A 21,547-nucleotide genomic window follows, 5' to 3' on the forward strand; every position below is an offset into this window, starting at 1 on the left:
ATGACTCAACCTCACGGCATGTTGTTTGTCGCCACCAATATCGATGCTGCAGATGAAGCGGATTTCAACCAATGGTATGACCACGAACACGTTGAAGAGCGCGTAGCGATCAGCGGCTTTCTTAGCGGTACGCGTTATCAGGCGGTGGATGCCGAACGCAAATACCTCGGCCTGTATGAAACCGCATCGCTGGAAGCCTTTACCAGCGCAGATTATCACGCCGCCTTCACGCGCCAGACCGAATGGTCGGTGAAGAATCTCAACAAGATGGTCAATCCGATGCGCCGCGTCTGCGCCATCTCCCATCAGCATGGACAAGGCAGCGGCAGCCATCTGGCGGTGCTGACGTTGAAAGCCGGTATAGATGTTGCATCGCTGGGCATCTGGCAAAACAGCGTGCAGCAAACGCCGGGCTACATCGCCTCACGTTTGTTGACGCCTGACCCCACGCTGAGCTCGCCGCTGCCACGGGAAACCAGCGCGACGCGACCGATGCATCCAATGCTGCTGCTGAGCTGCCGAGACGCACAGGTATGTAAAACCCTTGCCGCAGATGCCGCGCAGGCGCTCAACGCGGACGTACAGCTCTACTCCCTCAGCTGGCAGTTAACCAAACAGGAGATGGCTCATGGCTAATACTGATTCAACGTTGCCGCACGCTTCCGGCGAGCGCGTCAGCCACAGCAAAACCGGTCGTCTCGCGGCGGCCAGCTCCATCGGCACCGCGCTGGAGTGGTATGACTTCACGGTCTACAACATCATGGCGGCGCTGGTGTTTAACCACGTGTTTTTCCCCAGTTTCGATCCGCTGGTCGGCACTATTCTGGCGTTTTCCACCTATGCGGTCGGCTACATCTCCCGTCCGGTGGGCGGCTTTATCTTTGGTCATCTCGGTGATGTCGCCGGGCGTAAAGCGGTATTGATCACCACATTAGTGATTATGGGCGTCACCACCGCGCTGATGGGCCTGCTGCCCAGCTATGCGGTGTGGGGCATCTGGAGTCCGGTGCTGCTGGTGGCTTTACGCTTTATTCAGGGCATTGCATTAGGCGGCGAATGGGCCGGTGCGGTGTTGCTGTCGATGGAGCATGGCGATGCCAACAAGCGTGGCCGTAACGCCTCGTTTGCGCAGGTGGGTCCATCGTGCGGCACCTTGATTGGTACCGGGTTTATCACGCTGGTGACGGTGGCATTGAGCGGCGAACAGTTTCAGGAGTGGGGATGGCGCATTCCGTTCCTGCTCAGTCTGCTGCTGGTGATGTTTGGTTTATGGCTGCGTCGTGGCGTGGAAGAGACACCGACCTTTGTCGCGATGCAGCAGGCGGAGAAAACCACGCATACGCCGCTCAAGGAGGTGTTTGTGCGCTATCCGCGCGAGCTGCTGATCGCGGGCGGTTCACGCATTGGCTCCGACGTGCTGTATGCGCTGGTGGTGGTGTTTACCCTGACTTACGTCACCACGGTGCTGCAACTGCCGCGTCCGCTGGCGTTGATGGCCACCATGCTCGGTGCGATCGGCAATGCCATCACGGTGCCGATGTTTGGCGCGCTTTCCGACAAACTCGGCCGTCGTCCGGTTTACATTGCCGGTGCGCTGCTGGCGATCGTCTGGTCGTTTGTGTTCTTTGTACTGCTGGATAGCTCGCAGCCGGTGCTGATCGTACTGGCGGTGATTGGCGGCTTGCTGATTCACGCGGTGATGTACGGACCGCAGGCGGCATTTGTCACCGAGCAGTTCCCCAGCCACGTACGCTACGCCGGATCGTCACTGGCTTACACGCTGGCGGGCATCATCGGCGGCGGCTTTGCGCCCTTGATCATTACGACCTTGTATAAAGAGATGGGCAGCACGCTGTGGGTATCGCTGTATGTCAGCCTGGCGTTGCTGATCACGCTGTTTGCGCTGTGGAAGGCGAAAGAGACCGCGCATCGCCCGCTTTAATCAGTCAGGTGTTTGGCGAGGGATTGCCAGACTTCAGCAGAGTAGAACAACAAGGCGCGGCACGCGCGACCCTATTAGTGCAGTTTTTTCGCCAGGATACGAATGGCTTTATCGCAGGCAACTTTGGTTTTGCTATCGGTGGAACGTAAACTCAGGCGATACAACGCGCCAATAAGTTCCTGAACGGTAAGCGCTTCATCAGGACGAAGGATACGTGTCACCACCCTTCCCACCAATGCGCGAATCTCTTCCGTAATATCTGAATCTTCGTCTTTCACTTGCCCTCCGGCTTTACGCTTCGCTTATTTAGGAAGTATCCGCCTCCTAATTAGACAAATTTTAGTCCAGCAGCTTCATTACTAACTTAATGGTCTCAGGTTCATCTTTTACATCCGTGATCTTGCCCACAACGCGCATGCCAAAGGCGATACAGAGGATCAATCCTGCGGCGGTATCGACATCCAGATTGGGCGTGACCGATCCATCTTCCTGGCCCTGTTTGAGTAACGAGGCGAGGAAGTTTTTGTTACGCAGCACCGCTTCACTGACCAGTTGCGAGAGATCGTCATCCAGCACCTGTAGCTCCACCGCGCTGCCCACCACTAAACAGCCGGTACGACCTTCCACCGCCCGCGCGGAATCGAGATAAAACTGCAGCAGCTCGCTGAGTTTCTCGCGGCCAGTAGTGAACTGCGCCAGACGCTGACGCAGATCGGCATTGCGCACCGAAAGGTAGCGTTCAAACACCAGCAGAAACAGGCTGCGCTTATCTTTGAAAGCTTTATAAATGCTGCCCGCCGTCAGCCCCATCGCCTCGCCTAAATCATTCAGTGAAGCGGCATGAAAACCCTTTTGACGAAAAACGATCATGGCTTTGTCCAGAGCCTGTTCGATATCGAACTCTCTTGGGCGGCCACGTTCTCTGCTTTTCGTGTCGGTGGTTGGCGTTTTGCTCATAGCGGATGGCATCGGGTAATGCGGGTTTCCAAAAGTTGACGGAAATGTCTTATCGGTGGTTACTATATCGCAACAAACCATTGTTTGTATAGACAGGTAGTCGTAACGCCTTATAGAGCAATGAGTTAGCTAGTAAAACCTAACTTTATCACCGCTCCACCTCACGCAATTTCAAATTTTCGAGTTAGCTCACAGCCCTGCCAGGCAAAGCGCAAATCCTGTGCCAGAATTAATGCACCCGCTGGCATCAGGCCAGCAAAGGCGAGCACACAGTAACCACTAACCAGGGAGTTCGACATGAACGAAGATCGTATTAGCGGCAACTGGAAGCAGTTCAAAGGGAAAGTGAAGGAAAAATGGGGCGACCTGACTGATGATGATATGACCGTGGTCGAAGGAAAACGCGATCAGCTGGTCGGTAAAATTCAGGAACGATACGGTTATGAAAAAGACCGTGCGGAGAAAGAAGTCAAAGAGTGGGAAGATTCGAATAAGTTCCACTGGTAAATCCTGACGTTATGCCGGACAACCCGTGTCCGGCATGCAACGATCAGTGCTTGGTGGAGTCGTCCGCCGCAACGTTTTTCGCCATAAAGCTCACCACGTTTTCTTCAGATTTCTCAGCGTTGTCGGCTGTGCTGCTGCTCTTCACCAACGCTAAAGCCAGTTTGGCAACCCGCACATCTTCCGCCGTGTCACCGGCATGAATCATCTTCTCTAATTGCGCGAGCAGCGTGGTGCGCGAGACCGGTGCATCCTGATTAAATAATTCAAGTACGGCATCACCAATCGCAATGTCGCATAGCTGTTTATCATTACTGTTTTTCATGGGCTCTCTGTAATCGTCTCAACCAACCCTGGCCGGAAGATCCTGACGCTGCAAAGCATACCCATTCATTCCATAAAATTAAAGGCTATTTCTCTGCCCAAATTCATATAACTGTTTAACCGTTTTGAATTTCAACTTTTCCATTAAACGGCATTTATAGGTGGCTACGGTTTTGGTGCTCAGGTTCATCTTCAGAGCAACTTCGGTATTTTGCAAACCATCCACCAGCAACTGGAAAACCCTAAACTCCTGGGTGGATAACATCGCAATTTTTTGTTGGTCCGACAATTCACTGCCCTCTCCCACCTGGCGTTTGATCAGCGGGAAATAACTATAGCCGTTAATACCTGCGTTAATCGCACTAATGACTTCCTGCAAGTTTTTATCTTTGCTAACAAAACCATTCGCCCCCGCAGACGCACTGAGCGGAGCATAATAGTCAGGATTTTTTGCAGATAAAACCACAATGACACCACTAAAATCCCTGCGTCGAAGATGTTTCACCACCTCAATGCCATCGATGCGCGCAATATCAATGTCGATAACCAACACGTCGGGATTATGTAATTCAACCAGCTTTTGACCTTCGAGGCCATCATCCGATTCTGCGACAATGGAGAATTGATCTTTTTCTAATAATGTCCTGACGGCTAAACGGATTAAAGGATGATCGTCAATAATAATTGAGCGTATAAGTGCCATACGTAATCTCTCTAAATAATTCAAACTACGGTTTAATAATCCTGCACGTCATTTACTGCCCGGCAATGTAGGTTTCACCCTACAGATCCTGACAATCCATTCTGATTGAGTAGGAATTTCCCTACTTGTACACTCATTCCAACTCGTAACAAGCTGGTTTTTAGTAAGATTTTTTTAATAAAAAAATCATCAAAAACAAAACATTAAAGGACTAAACATGAAACTTAACGCACTTGCCATTGCCACCTTAATTGCATTGGGAACAACCTCAGCTTCCCACGCTGCTGACCAGGGCAGCGGTACCATCACTTTCACCGGCTCCATCATTGAGGCGCCATGTTCTGTTTCTCATGAAAATAGCGACCAAACAGTCGATCTGGGTCAGGTCTCTAACGTTTCTCTGGCGAACGGCGGCAAGTCTCAACCTCGTCAGTTCAATATCATGCTGGAAAACTGTGCCCTAACCACCAAGAAAACCGTTACCACGACCTTCACCGGACCAGCGGGCAACTCAGACCGTGTAGGAATTGCCGGCACCGCCAAAGGCGCGAGCATTGCTATTGTCGATGGCACCTACAATTTAATTAAGCTGGGCACGCCTTCAGTTGCTCAGGCACTGCAGGATGGCAACAATAATCTCAGTTTCGCTGCTTACCTGCAGGGAGATAAAGATGAAGACGATAAAGATCTTCCCATTGTTCCAGGTGAATTCCAGGCAGTAGTTAATTTCGGCCTCAACTACCTGTAACCCTCAATCGAGCATGCGGTTACCGCATGCTCTTTGTAACGCCTCTTTACGCGACAACGCTAAATTCTGTTAATCCGGCCAATATAAGCGACAGTAACTGGCAGGAATTAATACCTGATCGCCCCGCGGCTTTCTGCTAACGGCCTGAAAACACGTCACCCCTCAACCTGTAAGAAAAATCCTGGGGAAAATTTAATTTCCTCCTCATCGTGTCGCTCTCTCTCATCGTTATATTTTCATACTCGGTTCGGATTGCGTCTGCACACCTCAGGGAAATCAAAGGTTAAGATTATGAAGGTGGTTTGTTACAAGATTTTCCCGAGATTCCGGCCAACGCAGCTGAGTTTATTAATAGCGAGTCTTTTCCTGGGATTTTCCAGTCATAGCTTGTCTGACAATATTGAATTCAATACTGATATTTTGGATATCAATGACCGGAAAAACATTGACCTTTCCCGATTCTCAAACAGCGGATTTATTCTCGCTGGTGAGTATGAAATGTCAGTGTTTATCAACAAACAAGCACTGCCAGAGCAAACCGTCATTATTCAGACTCAAGAAGAGACGAATAAAAGCACGGTATGCATCACGCCAGACCTTATTAAACAGTTTGGCCTGAGAAAGAGTGTGATTGAAAAAATCGTTTGGCAGCAACAGGGAAAATGCATTGACACTGCAAGCATGACGGGATTAGAGGTGCGCCCTGATCTGGCCACCTCGGCGCTGTATATCAGCATTCCCCAGGCTTATTTACAATATGTCGATGAAAACTGGGATGCTCCGGCGATGTGGGATAATGGTATTCCCGGCGCATTGTTTGATTACAACTTCAATGGGCAAACACAGAGTCAAAAAAACGGGCAGCGTCTGATGCTCAACGGTAATGGCACCGTTGGCGCAAACCTTAACGCATGGCGTTTTCGCGCCGACTGGCAATCTCAACCTGGAAGATCGCAAAACAATCAAAGCAAAACCCTGGCACAGCAGTTTGACTGGAGCCGCTATTATGCGTACCGCGCCATTCCAGGCTGGGAAGCAAAAGTCTCTGTCGGAGAAGATTATTTAGGTTCAGAGCTCTTCGACAGCTTCAGCTACGCGGGCGTGAGCGTAGCCTCAGATGATAGCCAATTACCGCCTAACCTGCGCGGTTATGCCCCTGAAGTTACCGGCATTGCACGTACCAATGCGCTGGTGATTATCAGCCAACAAGGTCGTGTGCTTAAAGAGGTTCAGGTCGCTGCTGGCCCATTCCGCATTCAGGATATTGATAATGCCGTCTCCGGCAAACTGGATGTCCGTGTTGAAGAGCAGGATGGCACGGCGCAAACCTTTACCATAGAAACGTCTAGCATTCCCTATCTGACGCGGCCTGGACGCATGCGTTACAAATTCGCAGCGGGAAAATCTTCTCAATCTCGCCATCAATTTAAAGGGCCTGCATTTGCCAGTGGCGAATTATCCTGGGGCGTGAGTAACGGTTGGTCGCTATTTGGTGGTGGTGTGGCGGCAGGAAATTACAATGCTTTGGTGCTGGGTATTGGTCGTGATTTGTACTGGTTGGGTGCTTTATCATTTGATATCACACAATCACGCGCCGCCTTACCTGATATCGCGGAAAAGCTGACTGGACGATCCTATCGACTCAGCTATTCAAAAAACTTTGAGCAGTACGACAGCCAGATTACTTTTGCCGGTTATCGTTTCTCCGAGCGTAATTTCCTCAGCATGAATGAATATCTGGAAACGCGCAAAACGGGCAGCCGTCAGCAAAACAGCAAAGAACTTTATTCGGTCACCGTTAATAAGCAGTTCCGTGATTTACGTTTGAGCACCTATTTCAACTATAACCACCAAACGTATTGGAGCTTGCCGGATAACGATCGTTATAGCGCTAACCTGTCGCAATATTTTGATATTGGCAATTTACGCAATCTGAGTTTATCGCTGTCCGCCTATCGCACTATTAATAATGGCAGCAAAGATGATGGCGTATTTGTCTCGCTGTCGATCCCATTGGGTAACAACGCCACGCTGAGTTATAGCGCCGCACAAGGCCGCGATGGGACAAATCAGCGCGTTAATTATTATGGACGTCTGGACCAACGCAACAGTTATCAAGTGGGAACGGGGATCAATAGCCATGGCAGCACGTCGAACGGCAGTATAACGCATGACGGCGAACTGGCGCATTTGAACGCTAACGTCAGTTCGCAAACAGGAAAATCCACCACGTTTGGCTTCAATGTGCGCGGTGGTGCAACGGCAACGACCAAAGGCGCCGCGTTGCATCGTTCCAGCAACATGGGCGGCACACGTTTAATGATTGATACCGACAATGTGGCCAATATTCCTGTTAGCAGTGGCGGACTAGCGGTGCGCAGTAACCGCTTTGGCAAACTGGTATCGACTGACGTCAACAGTTATTACCGCAATAGCGCCAGCCTCGATCTCAATAATCTACCGGACAATGTCGAAGCTGAACGTTCGGTAGTGCAAGCCACGCTAACTGAAGGTGCCATTGGCTACCGTAAATTTGCCGTCATCGCCGGAGAGAAAGCGATGGCGATCATCCGGCTGGCCGACGGTTCCTATCCACCGTTTGGCGCCACGGTGCACAATCGCAAAAAACAGGAAGTGGGCATTGTGAGTGACAGCGGCAATGTCTATCTCACGGGTATTGCTGCAGGTGAAAGTATGACAGTGAAATGGGCAGAGAAAGTGCAATGTAGCATTGCGTTGCCACAATCACTTAACCCACAAGACTTTACTGCAAATCTATTTCTTCCTTGCCGAAGAGACGGTGAGATTTAATTAAAACTGCAGCCTTTGACTGGCTATTGTAATAACAGGATATAACCATGTTTTTTCAATTTAAAAATGCATTGTTGTCTACACTTTTGCTCAGTGTTATTGGCCTTCAACCCACCTACGCGGCGATTTCGCTGGATCGCACGCGCATTGTATTTGATAGCACGCAGAAATCCGTCAGCTTACGTATTAGCAACGAAAATAAAAAACTGCCTTACCTGGCGCAAGGCTGGCTGGAAGATGCCGAAGGAAATAAGATCACCGGCCCTTTAGTGGTGCTGCCTCCGGTACAACGTGTTGAACCTGGCGCCAGCAGCCAACTGAAAATCCAGGCCTTACCGGCAGTCGCATCATTGCCCCAGGACAGAGAAAGTTTGTTCTTTTTTAATTTACGTGAAATTCCACCGAAATCATCAAAGCCTAATACGCTACAAATCGCCTTGCAAACGCGCATTAAACTTTTCTATCGCCCCGCCGCTATTATCGCAGATAAAAGTGCCGCGCCATGGCAGGAACAACTCAAGCTCAGCCGCGAAGGTGATAAATATCGTATTCACAACCCAACCAATTACTACATTACCTTGGTTGAAGGACGGAAAAGTGCAAAAGGCAAAACGATTGAAAGTTTTAAACCCCTTATGCTAGCACCTCAAAGTCATCAATTGCTGACGTCATCGGTAACGGAATTGGGTTCATCGCCGGTGATTAACTACGTCAATGATTACGGTGCCCGCCCCAAACTCCAGTTCAGTTGCAAAGTTAATCTCTGTATTGCCACACCACTAGATAATTAAGTCTGATTTCGTTAAGGCAAAAGAAAATGAGTTGGCTAACGGCAGTAAAAAAAGTTGTTATTTTATCGGCGTGTCTTTTGCCGCTGACTGCTTTGGCGTCCAACATTCACGTTAATGTCGAGGTGTTAGGGCCTTCATGCACCATCAATAACGGTGAAACGATTGAGGTGGACTTTGGTGATGAAGTCTTATCCACCAAACTTGACGGAAATCATTACCTGGAGATGTTTTTTGTTAACTTCCAATGCAATGCCTCCACACCCAACACCATCTTTCTTAAAATTGAAGGCGAGCAATGGGACAACAGCATTAAAGTACTTAAAACCAGCAAAGTGAATTTGAGCATTGAATTTTTTAGAGCCGGTAAATGGTTTCCACTTAATGAGCGGCTGGAAGTGGACCCACTGAGATCTTACGCATTCGAAGCTGCACCTTACAAAATTGGCAATCTCAAAGTACAAGCGGGTCCGTTTAGCGCAGCAGCAACGCTGGCGGTATATTACGAATGAACAGCACCCGCTTTTATACTCTCACTCTGATGATTATTGGAGATCTTTTGTTGTGCAGTAACATGGCCAGTGCCGTACCGAATCTACTACTTAAAGGTACAATCATTGAGCCGCCGCCTTGTAAGATTAATGACGATCAACCCATTGATATCAGTTTTGGCGAGGATTTGGGTGTAAGTAAAATCAATGGGGATAATTATCGCCAGACAATTGATTACGTCATTAAATGTGCAACTAATGATTCTTCATTTAAATTGATGCTCACTGTGAGCGGCAATGTCATGAGCAAAGATAATACGGCGATTCAATCGAGTAAATCAGGATTGGGTATTCGCATATTGCAAAATAATCAGCGTGTTCCTATTGGTTCAGCATGGGTTATTAATATGGCTAGACCTCCCGTTTTGGAAGCGGTACCGGTAGCCGATCCAGCGATTAAATTGTCCGAGGGCAGCTTCCTCGCAACCGCCTCACTCGTTGCGGAGTACCAATAATGGGTTTATGGATTCTCTGGCGAAATATAGTGGCGATACTTCTGTCGCTGGTTTCCCCGTTATCGCTCGCTACCGATATCCATTTTAGTGGTGCACTAATTGCCGAGCCTTGTGTCATCGAAGCCGGAGATGACGCTTTAGAGCTGAATTTCGGCAACATTATTGACCGAGAACTGTATGTCCATCATCGATCTCAAACGATGCCTTTCACACTGAATCTGATTGGTTGCTCCATCGATACGGCTAAAATTGTTGCCATTACTTTTAGCGGCCAGGAGAGTAATGAATTGGCCGGATTTCTGGCGACACAGGCCGGTAGCAAAGCTGCGGGTATCGCTATTGGCTTGGAAACATTGTCTGGGGAAGCCGTGTTACTGAACAAGGTCGCCCCGCCTGTTACGTTGCAAACCGGACGAACCTTGATTTTATTACGTGCGTATATTCAGGGCGAACCCAATGCTATTCGCGATCGCACCATCATTCATGGCGCTTTTAGTGCCATTGCGACATTTAATTTGAATTACCAATGAGGAATTCCGGGTGAATATACGCAGTTTATTACCCCCCTTTTTTATATTCTGGCTATCGGCAGCCATTGCAGGGCCATTCCCTGTACCATTATCAATCACCAGAACCGATGATCGACCCGTCGCTCGCTTAAAAGTTGTTTGGACAACCATTGATGTCCCCTTTGCTGATGCCCAGGCTCCGGCAAATTATTGGTTTGGCAGTTCCTTTTCAACAGGCCTTGACTTTAAAGTCGTACAAAGTGAGACCTGCGTTAATGATATATGTGGTTCGAAAGTCATACCGGGTGAAACCATCAGTGCGACCGCCATGCGCGCGTTTAAAAAAGGCCCCTCAACGACTTACTATCCTGCGGCTGGCGGACAAAATGGTGTTTGCGTGGCATTTGGTGGTATTCCACAGGGCAATACATCTTATGCAACCGCCATGTTGCCAACGGGTTGTCTAAAAGCACAACCACCTAATGTTCATTGTTTTATCGTTACGCCCGAAATAAATTTAAATCACGGATCTATTTCAATTAAGGATGTAACAACTTCGACTGCCAGCACCTCAGCCAGCATTAGCTGCTCACAAAAAAATAATGCCAAATTAAGTCTGGCGAGCAAACTCACTTATGTGCCACTTAATAATGATGCTAAAGCCAATATTCTTATAAATAATAAAAAACCAAACGAAACACATTCTCTGGAAGCGGGCCTATCTTCCCTGACCATTACCAGCCAGCTGGAAGGCATTACTCAAGGCGGCATCTATTCAGGTACCGCCGTATTAATTGTTGAGCCGGTCTAGAGTGATTGATATTAGAACTGTTTAGACATCCAGTTTCCTGCCGGTCAGCCACTCGACCATTGCGGGATCGCGGTGCGAGAAGAAGGCGCTGGTCGCGCTATCCAGCGCGGTAATTTGCTGCATTTCTGCCTCGCTGAGTTCAAAGTCCAGCACGTTGATATTTTCTGCCATGCGTGCTTTGCGCACCGATTTCGCCAGCGACACGATGCCGCGCTGGAAGATCCAGCGCAGAACCACCTGACCAACGCTTTTGCCATATTTTTCGCCAATCTTCGTCAGCAGCGGATGCTGGAATAAACCGTTTCTGCCTTCCGCAAACGGCGCCCAGGCTTCGGGCTGAATATTGCGGCTCTTCATCCACGGCACGGCATGCAGCTGTTGGTTGAACGGATTGACTTCAATCTGATTGACCGCCGGGACCACCTTGTTAAAGGCGATAAGATCCGCCAGGCGATCTGGCTGGAAGTTGCTGACGCCAATCGCTTTGATCTTGCCTGCCTGCTGCAACTCTTCCATCGCCCGCCACGCACCGTGCACATCGCCGTACGGCTGGTGAATCAGATAGAGATCGACATAATCCATCTGCAAGCGATTGAGTGAGCGCTCAAACTGCGCCTTGGCACCTTCATAGTTAGTGTCCTGCAGCCACAGTTTGGTGGTGACGAACAGCTCATCGCGCGCGATGCCGCTCTGCTTGAGGGCATTGCCGACCTGAGTTTCGTTTTGATAAGACGCGGCAGTATCAATCAGGCGATAACCGGTTTCAATGGCGTCGATTACCGCGCGCTCGCACTCGGCGGCATCGGTCATCTGAAACACACCAAAGCCCAGCAGAGGCATGTCGAGGCCGTTATTGAGTTTTACCGTTTGCATGGCGTTATCCTTTTGAGAGTTTCCAAAAGCATAACGCCACCGCATTGATTTGATTAGACCCTGTAATCAGCTAGGGTTTATTAGTTGTATTCATCAATCAATAAACCCTGCCGTTGAGCTATTGCAGATGCTTCTGCTGCAAAAACTGGCTAACCTGATCGGCGATCTGTACGTTATTCAGGTCGGAGAACGGGAAATGAGTGTTGCCTTTAATGCCGATTTCCGGCAGGTGAATCACCTGCACATCACCACCGTGTTTATTCACCACATCTCGCCACTGGCGCGCCATCGCCAGCCTTACGCGCCAGCTGTCCTGCGCTGGCATGGCGCTGGGTTTATCCGGGATGTTATCGCCATAGAAGATGAGAATAGGAATTTTGGTCAGCGCCATAAACTTATCCAGCGCCACCGGCTCACCCTTCAGCGTATCGAACGCGCTGGGCATTGCTGGCGGTAATTCATTTTCTGGAAACACAAAGCCGCTACCCGGTTCAAAGGCGACGATGGCTTTGACCTTGCTGTTTTTCATCGCGGTGTACCAGCCTGGTCCGCCGCCCTGCGAATGGGTAAACAGAATAGCGGGACCGCTTTTATCGACCACGGCGGACAGCGCATCCGAAATCACATTGACGTCAAACGGCCCGGTATTCGGCGTCATCTGGCGGAAGTATTGGTTCAGCGCCTCTTTATCCTGTGCGAACTGCACGCCTTTGAAGAAGGTGGGCCACACGCCGAGACGGAACTGATTGAACCACAGCTGCTCATCCGGTTTCGGCGTTAGTGTGCTCTCCACCGTGCTGCGACCGGCGCTACCGCGACGCGGCTGATCGACCAGATAAGTAGCAAATCCGCGTCGCAGAAAGAGGTTCTGGAACCCTTCGCGCCCATCCGGCGTGCTTTCCCAGGTGCGGGAAAACTGTCCGGCACCATGCAGCATGACAATGGGATATTTATGCGCATGTGGCGGAATTTGATACAACACCGCCGCGTGATCGCCGTGATAGGTTTGGCCTGCAGGATCCAGCGGCTTTTTGGCATCGAATTGCCCTGGCGCGGTTATCACCGTGCCGCCCGCCGCAAAACTGCCTTGTTCCTGAATTACTAAAGGTTCCACCTGTGCGGCGGCGATAATGCTGGTCGCCAGCAGACAGATGCTGCAGATTTTGAGTGAATTTTTCAAAAATCTTTCCTCTGTAATGAATAGCTAACTTATATCGCCTGCAATGCGCTTTCCGCCCGATCCGCCGCCTCAATTTCCCCATCGGCGCGCAACAGGTCCGCCAGCTGCTGCAACTGGCCGCGCGTGATCCCTACGCGCAAGCTGGCGCGCGTATGTGACAGCAGCTGCGATTCTGCTCCCGGCGTGGCGGCCAAGGCGCCTACCGTGGCCAGCTCGCGGCTTTGCCAGTCGAGGTTGTCACGGGCAAAAATATCGCCAAACAGATGGGTTTGCAGGAACTGGTTGATCACCGGCGCGAAGTCGAAAAGTGGTCCTTGCACCGGCGCGCCAGAAATTTTGGTCTGGTTGTCGGTGCCCAACTGACGCAGCGCATCGCCCACCGGAACCGGCTGCACCGGTTCTTTACCGATTACATCCTTGATGCCGCGCTGCTTGCGCGCTTCAGTGACTTTCATCAGCGCGCTCAGCGCGTTGAGACTGCGCGGGAAACCGGTGTAGGCATACAGCTGCACCAGAATTTCTTTGGCTTCGTTTACCGTTAATCCGGCGTCCAGCCCCTGATTAAGCGCCGCATCCAGTTTTTCCATGTTGCTGGTTGCCATAAACGCCGCCATCAGCGGAATGGCTTGTTGACGTGCCGAGAGCGTCTCGGACGGATTTGATGACTGATTCATTGCAGGTGTCACTCCTTGTTGGGTTGCAGCATAGGTCGCCAGGTTACAGGCGAACATCATGACGATGCCGACGGTGAGTTGCTTAATCGGCGCGATAGTGTTCATCAGTCACTTTCTCCATCCAGGTTACGCTTTTGCCGTCCACCATGCCGGTCACCGCGATATGTGTCATCGCACTGTTGACGCTGGCACCATGCCAGTGCTTGACGCCTGGCGGGCAGATCACCACATCACCGGCACGGATGATCTGCACCGGTTGCCCTTCCTGCTGGGTGAAGCCCACGCCGGAGGTGACAATCAGCCGTTGCCCGGCGGGATGCGTGTGCCACGCCGCTCGCGCGCCGGGCTCAAAGGTGACATACGCAGCCGAGGCATTAATGTCGTTGTCCGCCACAAACAGCGGATCAACGCGCACCTGACCGGTGAAGTTCTGCGCGGGACCGGTAAGCGCTGATTGGCTGCCGGCCGGTGCAATCTGCACCAATGGCTCGGCGGCAACCGATGAGAAAGCGAGGGAGAGTATTAGCCCCAGATAACCCGATTTTGCTGTCATGCCGTGCGTCCTATTTTGTTGAACATGGATGCTGCGAAGCATCGATTCTAACGAGGCGCAGATGTCGTCAGGCTGACGCATTACTGACAATATTGTCAGTTTGCAGTGAGGCGACGGGCGCGGCAGACAACGCTTTAGGTTCCGGCATTAAGGCAAAGGTCAGCCCAAAAGTGTTGATTCCCCCTTCACTGCGCGCGAACACGTCACCGCGATGCATGATGGCCACCGCACGCACAATCGATAATCCCAGCCCATGGTGGGTGTCGCTTTTGGCACGCGACGCGTCCACGCGGTAAAAGCGCTCAAACAGGCGATGCAGATGCTCCGGCGCGATGGCGTCGCCGTGGTTCGAAACCGCCACCCTCGCCTGCGTGGGGGATTCACTCAGCGTGACGGTAATGGTGCTGTGCGGCGCGGCATGGCGCGCACTGTTTTCCAACAGATTCGCCAGCGAGCGATGGAATAAGCGCCGATCGATATGCACCTGCGCATCGCCGTCAATCTGCAATCGCAGCTGCTTTTCGGCGAAACTGGGCTCTATGTATTCAGCGGTTTTAGCGGTCTCGGCGCGCAGCGACACGCACGTCAGCTGTGAAGCGTGTTCCCCAGCATGTGCGTGAGAAAGAAACAGCATGTCATTGACGATGGAGGTCATGCGTTCCAGCTCTTCCAGATTGGAGCCGAGTAAATCCTCCAGCTCCACCAGCGATCGGCGGCGCGCTAAGCCTAGCTGTGTCTGACCGATCAAATTGGTCAGCGGCGTGCGCAACTCGTGCGCGACATCAGCATTGAAACTCTCCAGCTGCCGCCACGCGACCGCCTGTCTCTCCAGTACGCCGTTAAATGAGGAAGCCAGCGGCTGCAGCTCGTCCGGCAAGCTGTCGGTATTGAGGCGCTGAGCGTGATCGCCGGGCACCAGCTGCTGCGCCTGCTGGCTCAGCGCGCCCACCGGACGCAGGCCAATGCGTGAAATCGCATAACCGAGCAGCGCCACAATAAACACGCCAACCAACGCGATAATCAGCAGCGTGCGCGTGAAGGCATCCAGCGTGCCCATGTAAGGCGTGGAGTCGATGGCCACCACATAGCGCAGCGCTGGCCGCTCGCCGTGCGCGGCAATGGTTTTCACCAGCAGAAATAGCGAGCAGGCCTCATCGGTCGCGCCCGGCACTTTATTAAAACCTTCCTGCAATGCGTCCCAGCGCACGCCAACTGGCGGCGAACCGCCCACGCTGAAACGTGCATCGTCACTCAAAATCCAGTAACGCACGCGCTCACCTTCCGCGCTGGTTAAATCGGTGAACTTACTGGCCAGCGCCGACCAGCCTTCAGGCGAGCTGCGCGCGCTAATCCACGGGCTCATCAGCGATTCACGAAACTGCAGTTCGTTGTGCATTTGCTTTTGCAGCGAATCATGCAGCGAACTGCGCATCAGCAGGCCAATCGTCGAGACGATCAGCACCATGCTGACAACAAACATCAGCGCCAGCCGCGCGGAGATCGAACCTTTAAACATGCTGATCCTCCCGCACTTCCAACACGTAGCCCATGCCGCGCACGGTATGCAGCAGTTTGACCGCAAAAGGTGCGTCGATTTTGCCGCGTAGCCGTTTAATCGCCACTTCCACCACGTTGGCGTCGCTATCGAAATTCATGTCCCAAACCTGTTCAGCGATCATCATCTTCGACAAAATTTCGCCCTGATGCCGCGCCAGCAAACTGAGCAGCGCGAACTCTTTGGCGGTCAGCTCCAGCCGATTGCCGTGACGGAATACGCGGCGCGCCAGCAGATCGAGATGCAGATCGTGGATTTGCAACTGGGTGATGTCGGCACCATCGGTGGCGCGACGCCGCACCAGCGCCTGGATGCGCGCCACCAGTTCAATCAGCGAAAAAGGCTTGGGCAGATAATCATCCGCACCGAGCCGCAATCCTTTTACCCGCTCATCCACCGAACCGCGCGCCGACAGCATCAACACCGGCGTTTGTTTGCTGCTGCGAATGCCTTCCAGCACGCGATAACCGTCGATGCCCGGCAGCATCACGTCGAGGATCACCGCGTCGTAATCAAACTCGAGCGCAAAGTGCAGCCCTTCCGCGCCGTCGGCTGAGACATCCACGGTAAACCCCGATTCACCCAGCGCGCGGCTCAGGTAAGTGGAGGTTTTCTCTTCGTCTTCAACCAACAATAAGCGCATAGCGGATGCTTCCTTTGTTTACATTGTTGAACGTTATGTTGCGCGCCGCTCACCAACAGCAAGCTGACAAGTTGCTGACAGCGCTGTCAGCCAGCCCGGATGAAACTGACAAGGTTGTTATGTTCTGGTCATGATGCTGTCAGCCCGCGCGCCTTAAGCTTCCTTGCACGGCCACTTTTCAGGCCACGACTTTTCTCCGGGAGCGAAGATGAAACTCACTGCTATACATGCCCTGCTGATCACAGCAATCTCCGTCAGCGCACAGGCCGCTGATTACAAACAAAACCCGTTCACGCTGGTTTATGACGGCGCAATAACCCAAAACGTGGCGGGCAAGGTCAACATCCATCCCGTGAAGTATGATCTGCACGGCCTGCAAATCGCCGCCAATGTCTACACGCCCGCCCATTACGACCCGGCAAAGAAATATCCCGCGATTGTGATCGCGCATCCTAACGGCGGCGTGAAAGAGCAAGTGGCTGGTTTGTACGCACAGCGACTGGCCGAACACGGTTACATCACCATCACCGCCGATGCTGCCTATCAGGGTGCCAGCGGTGGCATGCCACGCAGCGTGGATATTCCGGCTAACCGCATTGAAGATATTCACGGCATGGCCGATTACCTCAGCCGCTATCCCGGCGTTGATGCTGAGCGCATTGGCCTGCTCGGCATCTGCGGCGGCGGCGGTTACTCGCTGAAAGCGGCCCAGACTGATAAACGGTTCAAAGCGCTGGCAACCCTGAGCATGTTCGATTCCGGGCGCGTGCGCCGCAACGGCTATCAGGATTCACAACTCGCCACTGTTCAGGATCGCCTGCGGGCCGCCACCGAGGCGCGCAGCAAAGAAGCGTCCAGCGGCGAAGTCACCTATTCCGGCGACGCCAATCTGACTGATGAGCAGATCGCCAAATTGCCGTTCGACCTCTATCGCCAGGGCTACGCCTATTACTGGAAAACTCACGCCCATCCCAACTCAACCTTCCGCTACACCACCAGCAGCCTGCTGGAGTTGATGCGTTTTGATGCACAAAGCAACATGGAGCTGATTAATCAGCCGCTGCTGATGATGGCGGGCAGCAAAGCTGACTCGCTCTACATGACGCAAAGCGCCTTTAGCAAAGCCAGCGGAACCACTAACAAAAGGCTCTATCTCATCGAAGGCGCAACCCACATAGAGACGTATTGGGTGCCACGTTATGTCGATGAAGCGATGAGCCAACTCGATCCGTTCTTCGACCAGAACATTTAACCTTGCGACTTTGCCGTGGCGGCGCTGATCGCCATGACCGCACTCGCCACGGTAAACAGCGCGATAATCCAGCCCATGGTCCACGGTGTGCCGTCGCTTAACAGCGCCAGCAGCAACGACGAGATGATGCCGCTGCCGTATTGCAGCGAGCCAATCAGCGCCGAGGCGGAACCCGCCATATTCGGCACCGCATCCATCGCCGCCGCCGTTGAGGCGGCCGCGATAATGCCGTTCATCGAGAAGAACACGAACACCGAGAGAATGATCATCACGATGCCGCCGAGCTGCAGTTTGGTGCAGAACGCGAGGATCAGCGCTGCCACGGTGGCGGTTAACACCGCAAATTTCAGCAGCGACTCAAGCGGATAGCGATGCACTAAACGTCGGTTCACCATGCTCACCGCCATCAAACCCACCACGTTGACCGCAAACAGCCAGCCATAGTGCTGCGCATCAATGCCGAAATAAGAGATGTAGACAAAAGGCGAGCCGGTAATAAAGGCGTAGGCCGCGACGTAATAGAACGCCACGCAGAGGGTAAACCGCATGAAATGGCGATTTTTCAGCAGTTCGAAATAGTTGCGAAACGCGCCCGGTAGCGAGGCTTTCACCCTTTTCTCCGGCGGCAAGGTTTCCGGCAACCAGCAGATCAACATCAGCATCACGCCGCCGATAGCCGCTAAAAGCCAGAAGATGGCATGCCAGGATGTCACGCGGATCATCTGCCCGCCCAGCAGCGGCCCGGCAATTGGCGCAATCGCCATAATCACCATCAGCGTCGAGAGCATCTGCGCGGCACGCGAGCGAGCAAACAGATCGCGAATCATGGCGCGCGCCAGCATCGGTCCGGTACAAGCACCCAGCGCCTGGAACACGCGCCAGAACACGATGTGGGTAATGTCAGTGGAGAGCGCACAACCCGCAGAGCCGATGACAAACAGCGTCAACCCAATAAACAGCGGCGCTTTACGGCCGAAGTGATCGCTCAACGGCCCCCAAATCAGCTGGGCAATACAGAAGCCGATAAGAAAGCCGGTGATGGTGAGTTCCGCATCGCCGTGCAGCTCGCGCGCCATGATCGGCATGGCGGGCAGATAGATGTCCGTGGATAGCGAGGTGATCGCCATCAACGCACTCAGAATGAGGATAAACGGCAAACCGCTCGATTTGACGGTGAAGGATTGCGTACGCGTTGAGGCGTGATCCATGTTGAATTCCAGAGAGATCGAATTCGTCCATGTTAACGGAAGGGATTGTGAAGATAATGGCCTGAAATGACATTGCGCCTATGAGGAAAATTCATTAATAGGCGCAATGAATTGACATGACTTACTGCGCAATATGCACGCGTTTTTTTATATCCTTAAGGAACAGCGTGATAGTAAATGTCATCATCACCAGCATTGACCATGCGCCCCACTTGCCGACATGCACCGTCGCCCACGCGCCAAGCTGATTGGGATATTGCCAGACGCCAAAAAAGGTGCCCAGATTCTCTGCCAGCCAAATAAAGAAACCGATCAGGATAAACGCTACCAGCAGCGGCATGCGAAATGGACGATCGTAGGGGGTAAATATCACTTCCGAGCGTGCATATAAGCCCAACGCCACCGCTGCGATATACCAGCGGTAATCACCGATATAGTGATGGGTAAAGAAATTTGCATAGAGCGCCAGCGAGAGCAGCACCGCATGAAGAATCGGCGGATGATGGCGGATTTTAAGATCCATCAGACGCCAGCACTGAATTATGTAGCTTCCAACCGCCGCATACATAAAGCCGCTAAAGAGCGGTACACCGCCGATTTTACTCCAGCCCGCTTCGGGGTAATGCCATGAACCAATGGCTGACGAGGTTTTGAATAGCTCTAAGCCAAAACCGAGCAGATGAAACAGAGTGATGGATTTCAGTTCATCCCAGCTTTCCAGTTTGGTGGCAACCATTACTAGCTGGATAGACACGGCGATCATCAGCAGCAGGTCGTAACGCGCAATGCCGAACATGCCGCCACGCGGCACACAAAATATCGCGAGGAAAAACAGGCCAGCAAATAAGCACGCTCGCGCCTCTTTAATGCCAAACCAGATAAACTCGATGCCAAACCGCCTAATACCGGTTAAGCGCATTGCAGGAGGATGAATGAGAAACTGATCGAGGCGATTATGCATAACGGATTCCCTGCGCAGTGAAACGTCCTTTTTATCAGCATAATCAAAAAGTCAGGCAGCGTCGCGTAATGCTTATCCGTTGGAAAGCGTGGTCGCCATAAATGGCGACCCTACGGTTTTGTAGGGTGCGCATTTATGCGCACCTGGTTAAAGCGTGTTACTCACCCAACCTCAACGTCCGTTGCGGATGCGACGCCGGCAGCTTGCTCTCCTTGCCAAAAATCTTCTCGCGCAGCGTGCCTGGTTTGTACGCCGTTTGCGCCAGACCACGTTTTTGCAGCACCGGCACCACGTGTTCGACCCACTCATCCCACCAGCCGAGCGTGGTGATCGGCACCACGTTAAAACCATCAACGCCGGCATCAGCAAACTGCTGCACCCGGTCGGCGATCTGCTCTGGCGTACCGGCGAAGCGGCCCGGCAGCAACGCATGCTGGATCAGGTATTCGCGCCACGTCAGCACACGGCCTTGCCCATAATCAGCATCAACCGCGATACGGAATTTCGAGCGCATATGCTGGCTGAACTCCTCGCGGCGACTGAGTTCGGTCAGCGGCGTATCGGGATCGATATTCGCCAGATCGATGCCCGAACCTCCGCTATAGAAGCCCTGCAATGCATTGATATCAATGTTGTCGAACAGATATTGCTGCTTGCGCTTCGCCTCTTCCTCAGTCGATCCAATCACGGTGGACAGCATCACCAGCTTCTTCAAATCCTCCGGCTGGCGACCGAAATCCACCACATCCTGATTGAGGATGGCGATATCTTTGCGCGCGGTGTCTGGCGTTTGCGATGGCAGGAACGTCACTTCGGCGTTGCGCGCGGCAAAGCGGCGTCCGGCATCCGAGTTGCCGGCTTGGAAGAACACCGGGCTGCGCTGCGGTGAAGGCTCAACAATGTGCGGCCCTTCCACCCGATAGCGCTTACCAACGTGGTTAATTTTGTGGATCTTGTCGGCATCGAAAAAGCGGTTGGTGGCGGGATCGTGCAGCACCGCGCCCTCTTCCCACGACAGCTCCCACAGCTTATACGCCACATCGAGATACTCCTGCGCCCATGCGTAGCGTTCGTCGTGCGGCACAATGTCCTGATAGCCGTAGTTGCGGAAGCCGTTGGAGAGATACGAAGTGACGATATTCCAGCCGATGCGACCGCGGGTAAATTCATCCAGTGAGGAGATCTGGCGCGCAAATGAGAACGGATGGGTCTGAATCACGTTGCTGGTCACCACTAAACCAAGATTTTCGGTGGCTAAACCCAGTGCCGAAAGAATGGTGATCGGATCGGGCTCGGGGAACTGAGTACCGGCACTAATCGTGGTTTTGCCGTCGCCATAGTCGATGTCATACACGCCCACCACATCGGCGATGAACAAGGTATCAAACAGCCCGTTCTCCAGGGTTTTCACCGTCTTTACATAGGCATCAAGCTGGTTGTAGTTGTACTGCACCTGACCTTCCGGCGTGCGCCAGTAACCGTGGCTATGGTGGTTCGGCGTGAGATGCAAAAATCCGTTATAAATCAGTTCACGTGACATGTTCG

24 protein-coding genes are annotated in these 21,547 nt (G+C 52.5%); 11 read left to right on the top strand and 13 right to left on the bottom strand.

Annotated features, from left to right (window positions below; translation table 11 throughout):
• Both BM323_RS05350 and BM323_RS05355 read left to right on the top strand, forming a co-directional pair.
• Positions 1-636: a DUF4286 family protein gene (locus BM323_RS05350; RefSeq protein WP_008107591.1), complete on the top strand. Its 636-nt coding sequence runs from the start codon at positions 1-3 to the stop codon at positions 634-636.
• Positions 629-1,942, top strand: a complete 1,314-nt coding sequence (locus BM323_RS05355; RefSeq protein WP_008107588.1) for an MFS transporter — start codon at positions 629-631, stop codon at positions 1,940-1,942. The genes BM323_RS05350 and BM323_RS05355 overlap by 8 nt, the downstream gene beginning before the upstream one ends.
• Before the next feature lie 74 nt (positions 1,943-2,016).
• On the opposite strand, the gene BM323_RS05360 is transcribed toward BM323_RS05355, so the two are convergent.
• Together BM323_RS05360 and BM323_RS05365 are read right to left on the bottom strand one after the other, a co-directional pair.
• Positions 2,017-2,220 carry a hypothetical protein gene (locus BM323_RS05360; RefSeq protein ID WP_008107586.1) on the bottom strand — a complete coding sequence of 68 codons (204 nt, stop codon included), beginning with the start codon at positions 2,218-2,220 and terminating at the stop codon, positions 2,017-2,019.
• 61 nt (positions 2,221-2,281) lie between these two features.
• Positions 2,282-2,899, bottom strand: coding sequence for a TetR/AcrR family transcriptional regulator (locus tag BM323_RS05365; RefSeq protein WP_036649243.1), 618 nt, complete (start codon positions 2,897-2,899; stop codon positions 2,282-2,284).
• Between the two features lie 297 nt (positions 2,900-3,196).
• On the opposite strand from BM323_RS05365, the gene BM323_RS05370 reads away from it, so the two are divergent.
• On the top strand, positions 3,197-3,406 hold the full coding sequence (locus tag BM323_RS05370) for a CsbD family protein (protein ID WP_008107582.1): 210 nt from the start codon (positions 3,197-3,199) through the stop codon (positions 3,404-3,406).
• 43 nt (positions 3,407-3,449) lie between these two features.
• Here BM323_RS05370 and BM323_RS05375 read toward each other — a convergent pair whose 3' ends face one another.
• Positions 3,450-3,728 (bottom strand): hypothetical protein, encoded by a 279-nt coding sequence (locus BM323_RS05375; protein WP_008107580.1) that lies wholly within the window; start codon positions 3,726-3,728, stop codon positions 3,450-3,452.
• Between the two features lie 78 nt (positions 3,729-3,806).
• The gene (locus BM323_RS05380) at positions 3,807-4,430 is read right to left on the bottom strand and encodes a response regulator (protein WP_008107578.1); all 624 of its coding nucleotides are present in this window, start codon (positions 4,428-4,430) and stop codon (positions 3,807-3,809) included.
• A 217-nt stretch (positions 4,431-4,647) separates the two neighbouring features.
• On the opposite strand from BM323_RS05380, the gene BM323_RS05385 reads away from it, so the two are divergent.
• From BM323_RS05385 to BM323_RS24245, 7 genes are all read left to right on the top strand, one after another.
• Positions 4,648-5,178 carry a fimbrial protein gene (locus tag BM323_RS05385; protein WP_008107577.1) on the top strand — a complete coding sequence of 177 codons (531 nt, stop codon included), beginning with the start codon at positions 4,648-4,650 and terminating at the stop codon, positions 5,176-5,178.
• A 291-nt stretch (positions 5,179-5,469) separates the two neighbouring features.
• The gene (locus BM323_RS05390; RefSeq protein WP_008107576.1) at positions 5,470-7,989 is read left to right on the top strand and encodes an outer membrane usher protein; all 2,520 of its coding nucleotides are present in this window, start codon (positions 5,470-5,472) and stop codon (positions 7,987-7,989) included.
• Positions 7,990-8,036: 47 nt separating this feature from the next.
• Positions 8,037-8,780 (top strand): fimbria/pilus periplasmic chaperone, encoded by a 744-nt coding sequence (locus tag BM323_RS05395; protein WP_008107575.1) that lies wholly within the window; start codon positions 8,037-8,039, stop codon positions 8,778-8,780.
• Between the two features lie 26 nt (positions 8,781-8,806).
• Positions 8,807-9,289, top strand: coding sequence for a fimbrial protein (locus BM323_RS05400; RefSeq protein ID WP_008107574.1), 483 nt, complete (start codon positions 8,807-8,809; stop codon positions 9,287-9,289).
• A complete protein-coding gene (locus BM323_RS05405) occupies positions 9,286-9,783 on the top strand; it encodes a fimbrial protein (RefSeq protein WP_008107573.1) in 498 nt (165 codons plus the stop codon). Before BM323_RS05400 ends, BM323_RS05405 begins: the two co-directional genes overlap by 4 nt.
• Entirely contained in the window at positions 9,783-10,313 is a 531-nt protein-coding gene (locus BM323_RS05410) for a fimbrial protein (protein ID WP_091003278.1), read from the top strand. The genes BM323_RS05405 and BM323_RS05410 overlap by 1 nt, the downstream gene beginning before the upstream one ends.
• Before the next feature lie 10 nt (positions 10,314-10,323).
• Positions 10,324-11,103 (top strand): MrpH family fimbial adhesin, encoded by a 780-nt coding sequence (locus BM323_RS24245; RefSeq protein ID WP_008107569.1) that lies wholly within the window; start codon positions 10,324-10,326, stop codon positions 11,101-11,103.
• Positions 11,104-11,124: 21 nt separating this feature from the next.
• On the opposite strand, the gene BM323_RS05420 is transcribed toward BM323_RS24245, so the two are convergent.
• From BM323_RS05420 to BM323_RS05445, 6 genes are all read right to left on the bottom strand, one after another.
• Complete coding sequence (locus BM323_RS05420) at positions 11,125-11,976, bottom strand: aldo/keto reductase (RefSeq protein WP_008107567.1); 852 nt, start codon at positions 11,974-11,976, stop codon at positions 11,125-11,127.
• 118 nt (positions 11,977-12,094) lie between these two features.
• Positions 12,095-13,138 carry an alpha/beta hydrolase gene (locus BM323_RS05425; RefSeq protein ID WP_371515157.1) on the bottom strand — a complete coding sequence of 348 codons (1,044 nt, stop codon included), beginning with the start codon at positions 13,136-13,138 and terminating at the stop codon, positions 12,095-12,097.
• Between the two features lie 47 nt (positions 13,139-13,185).
• Complete coding sequence (locus BM323_RS05430) at positions 13,186-13,935, bottom strand: carboxymuconolactone decarboxylase family protein (protein WP_008107564.1); 750 nt, start codon at positions 13,933-13,935, stop codon at positions 13,186-13,188.
• Positions 13,913-14,383, bottom strand: coding sequence for a (R)-mandelonitrile lyase (locus tag BM323_RS05435; RefSeq protein WP_008107562.1), 471 nt, complete (start codon positions 14,381-14,383; stop codon positions 13,913-13,915). The genes BM323_RS05430 and BM323_RS05435 overlap by 23 nt, the downstream gene beginning before the upstream one ends.
• A 67-nt stretch (positions 14,384-14,450) precedes the next feature.
• Positions 14,451-15,899, bottom strand: coding sequence for a heavy metal sensor histidine kinase (locus BM323_RS05440; RefSeq protein WP_008107560.1), 1,449 nt, complete (start codon positions 15,897-15,899; stop codon positions 14,451-14,453).
• A complete protein-coding gene (locus tag BM323_RS05445; protein WP_008107558.1) occupies positions 15,892-16,581 on the bottom strand; it encodes a heavy metal response regulator transcription factor in 690 nt (229 codons plus the stop codon). The genes BM323_RS05440 and BM323_RS05445 overlap by 8 nt, the downstream gene beginning before the upstream one ends.
• 208 nt (positions 16,582-16,789) lie before the next feature.
• On the opposite strand from BM323_RS05445, the gene BM323_RS05450 reads away from it, so the two are divergent.
• The gene (locus BM323_RS05450) at positions 16,790-17,833 is read left to right on the top strand and encodes an alpha/beta hydrolase (RefSeq protein WP_008107557.1); all 1,044 of its coding nucleotides are present in this window, start codon (positions 16,790-16,792) and stop codon (positions 17,831-17,833) included.
• On the opposite strand, the gene BM323_RS05455 is transcribed toward BM323_RS05450, so the two are convergent.
• The 3 genes from BM323_RS05455 to BM323_RS05465 form a co-directional block, all read right to left on the bottom strand.
• On the bottom strand, positions 17,830-19,041 hold the full coding sequence (locus tag BM323_RS05455) for a multidrug effflux MFS transporter (RefSeq protein ID WP_008107555.1): 1,212 nt from the start codon (positions 19,039-19,041) through the stop codon (positions 17,830-17,832). The genes BM323_RS05450 and BM323_RS05455 overlap by 4 nt on opposite strands.
• A 121-nt stretch (positions 19,042-19,162) precedes the next feature.
• Entirely contained in the window at positions 19,163-20,002 is an 840-nt protein-coding gene (locus BM323_RS05460) for a DUF817 domain-containing protein (RefSeq protein WP_008107553.1), read from the bottom strand.
• 157 nt (positions 20,003-20,159) lie between these two features.
• Positions 20,160-21,542, bottom strand: coding sequence for an NtaA/DmoA family FMN-dependent monooxygenase (locus BM323_RS05465; protein WP_008107550.1), 1,383 nt, complete (start codon positions 21,540-21,542; stop codon positions 20,160-20,162).
• Between the last annotated feature and the right edge of the window lie 5 nt (positions 21,543-21,547).

The sequence above is a fragment of the Pantoea sp. YR525 genome, assembly GCF_900116775.1.
Lineage (GTDB): Bacteria > Pseudomonadota > Gammaproteobacteria > Enterobacterales > Enterobacteriaceae > Pantoea > Pantoea symbiotica.

What these genes read in the sequence shown, in the direction of transcription:
- BM323_RS05445 (WP_008107558.1), bottom strand. Translation starts at nt 16,581, where the DNA reads ATGCGCTTATTGTTGGTTGAAGACGAAGAGAAAACCTCCACTTACCTG.
- BM323_RS05380 (WP_008107578.1), bottom strand. Translation starts at nt 4,430, where the DNA reads ATGGCACTTATACGCTCAATTATTATTGACGATCATCCTTTAATCCGT.
- BM323_RS05350 (WP_008107591.1), top strand. Translation starts at nt 1, where the DNA reads ATGACTCAACCTCACGGCATGTTGTTTGTCGCCACCAATATCGATGCT.
- BM323_RS05365 (WP_036649243.1), bottom strand. Translation starts at nt 2,899, where the DNA reads ATGAGCAAAACGCCAACCACCGACACGAAAAGCAGAGAACGTGGCCGC.
- BM323_RS05390 (WP_008107576.1), top strand. Translation starts at nt 5,470, where the DNA reads ATGAAGGTGGTTTGTTACAAGATTTTCCCGAGATTCCGGCCAACGCAG.
- BM323_RS05410 (WP_091003278.1), top strand. Translation starts at nt 9,783, where the DNA reads ATGGGTTTATGGATTCTCTGGCGAAATATAGTGGCGATACTTCTGTCG.
- BM323_RS05395 (WP_008107575.1), top strand. Translation starts at nt 8,037, where the DNA reads ATGTTTTTTCAATTTAAAAATGCATTGTTGTCTACACTTTTGCTCAGT.
- BM323_RS05460 (WP_008107553.1), bottom strand. Translation starts at nt 20,002, where the DNA reads ATGCATAATCGCCTCGATCAGTTTCTCATTCATCCTCCTGCAATGCGC.
- BM323_RS05405 (WP_008107573.1), top strand. Translation starts at nt 9,286, where the DNA reads ATGAACAGCACCCGCTTTTATACTCTCACTCTGATGATTATTGGAGAT.
- BM323_RS05370 (WP_008107582.1), top strand. Translation starts at nt 3,197, where the DNA reads ATGAACGAAGATCGTATTAGCGGCAACTGGAAGCAGTTCAAAGGGAAA.
- BM323_RS05385 (WP_008107577.1), top strand. Translation starts at nt 4,648, where the DNA reads ATGAAACTTAACGCACTTGCCATTGCCACCTTAATTGCATTGGGAACA.
- BM323_RS05355 (WP_008107588.1), top strand. Translation starts at nt 629, where the DNA reads ATGGCTAATACTGATTCAACGTTGCCGCACGCTTCCGGCGAGCGCGTC.
- BM323_RS05435 (WP_008107562.1), bottom strand. Translation starts at nt 14,383, where the DNA reads ATGACAGCAAAATCGGGTTATCTGGGGCTAATACTCTCCCTCGCTTTC.
- BM323_RS05430 (WP_008107564.1), bottom strand. Translation starts at nt 13,935, where the DNA reads ATGAACACTATCGCGCCGATTAAGCAACTCACCGTCGGCATCGTCATG.
- BM323_RS05465 (WP_008107550.1), bottom strand. Translation starts at nt 21,542, where the DNA reads ATGTCACGTGAACTGATTTATAACGGATTTTTGCATCTCACGCCGAAC.
- BM323_RS05440 (WP_008107560.1), bottom strand. Translation starts at nt 15,899, where the DNA reads ATGTTTAAAGGTTCGATCTCCGCGCGGCTGGCGCTGATGTTTGTTGTC.
- BM323_RS05455 (WP_008107555.1), bottom strand. Translation starts at nt 19,041, where the DNA reads ATGGATCACGCCTCAACGCGTACGCAATCCTTCACCGTCAAATCGAGC.
- BM323_RS05420 (WP_008107567.1), bottom strand. Translation starts at nt 11,976, where the DNA reads ATGCAAACGGTAAAACTCAATAACGGCCTCGACATGCCTCTGCTGGGC.
- BM323_RS05400 (WP_008107574.1), top strand. Translation starts at nt 8,807, where the DNA reads ATGAGTTGGCTAACGGCAGTAAAAAAAGTTGTTATTTTATCGGCGTGT.
- BM323_RS05450 (WP_008107557.1), top strand. Translation starts at nt 16,790, where the DNA reads ATGAAACTCACTGCTATACATGCCCTGCTGATCACAGCAATCTCCGTC.
- BM323_RS05375 (WP_008107580.1), bottom strand. Translation starts at nt 3,728, where the DNA reads ATGAAAAACAGTAATGATAAACAGCTATGCGACATTGCGATTGGTGAT.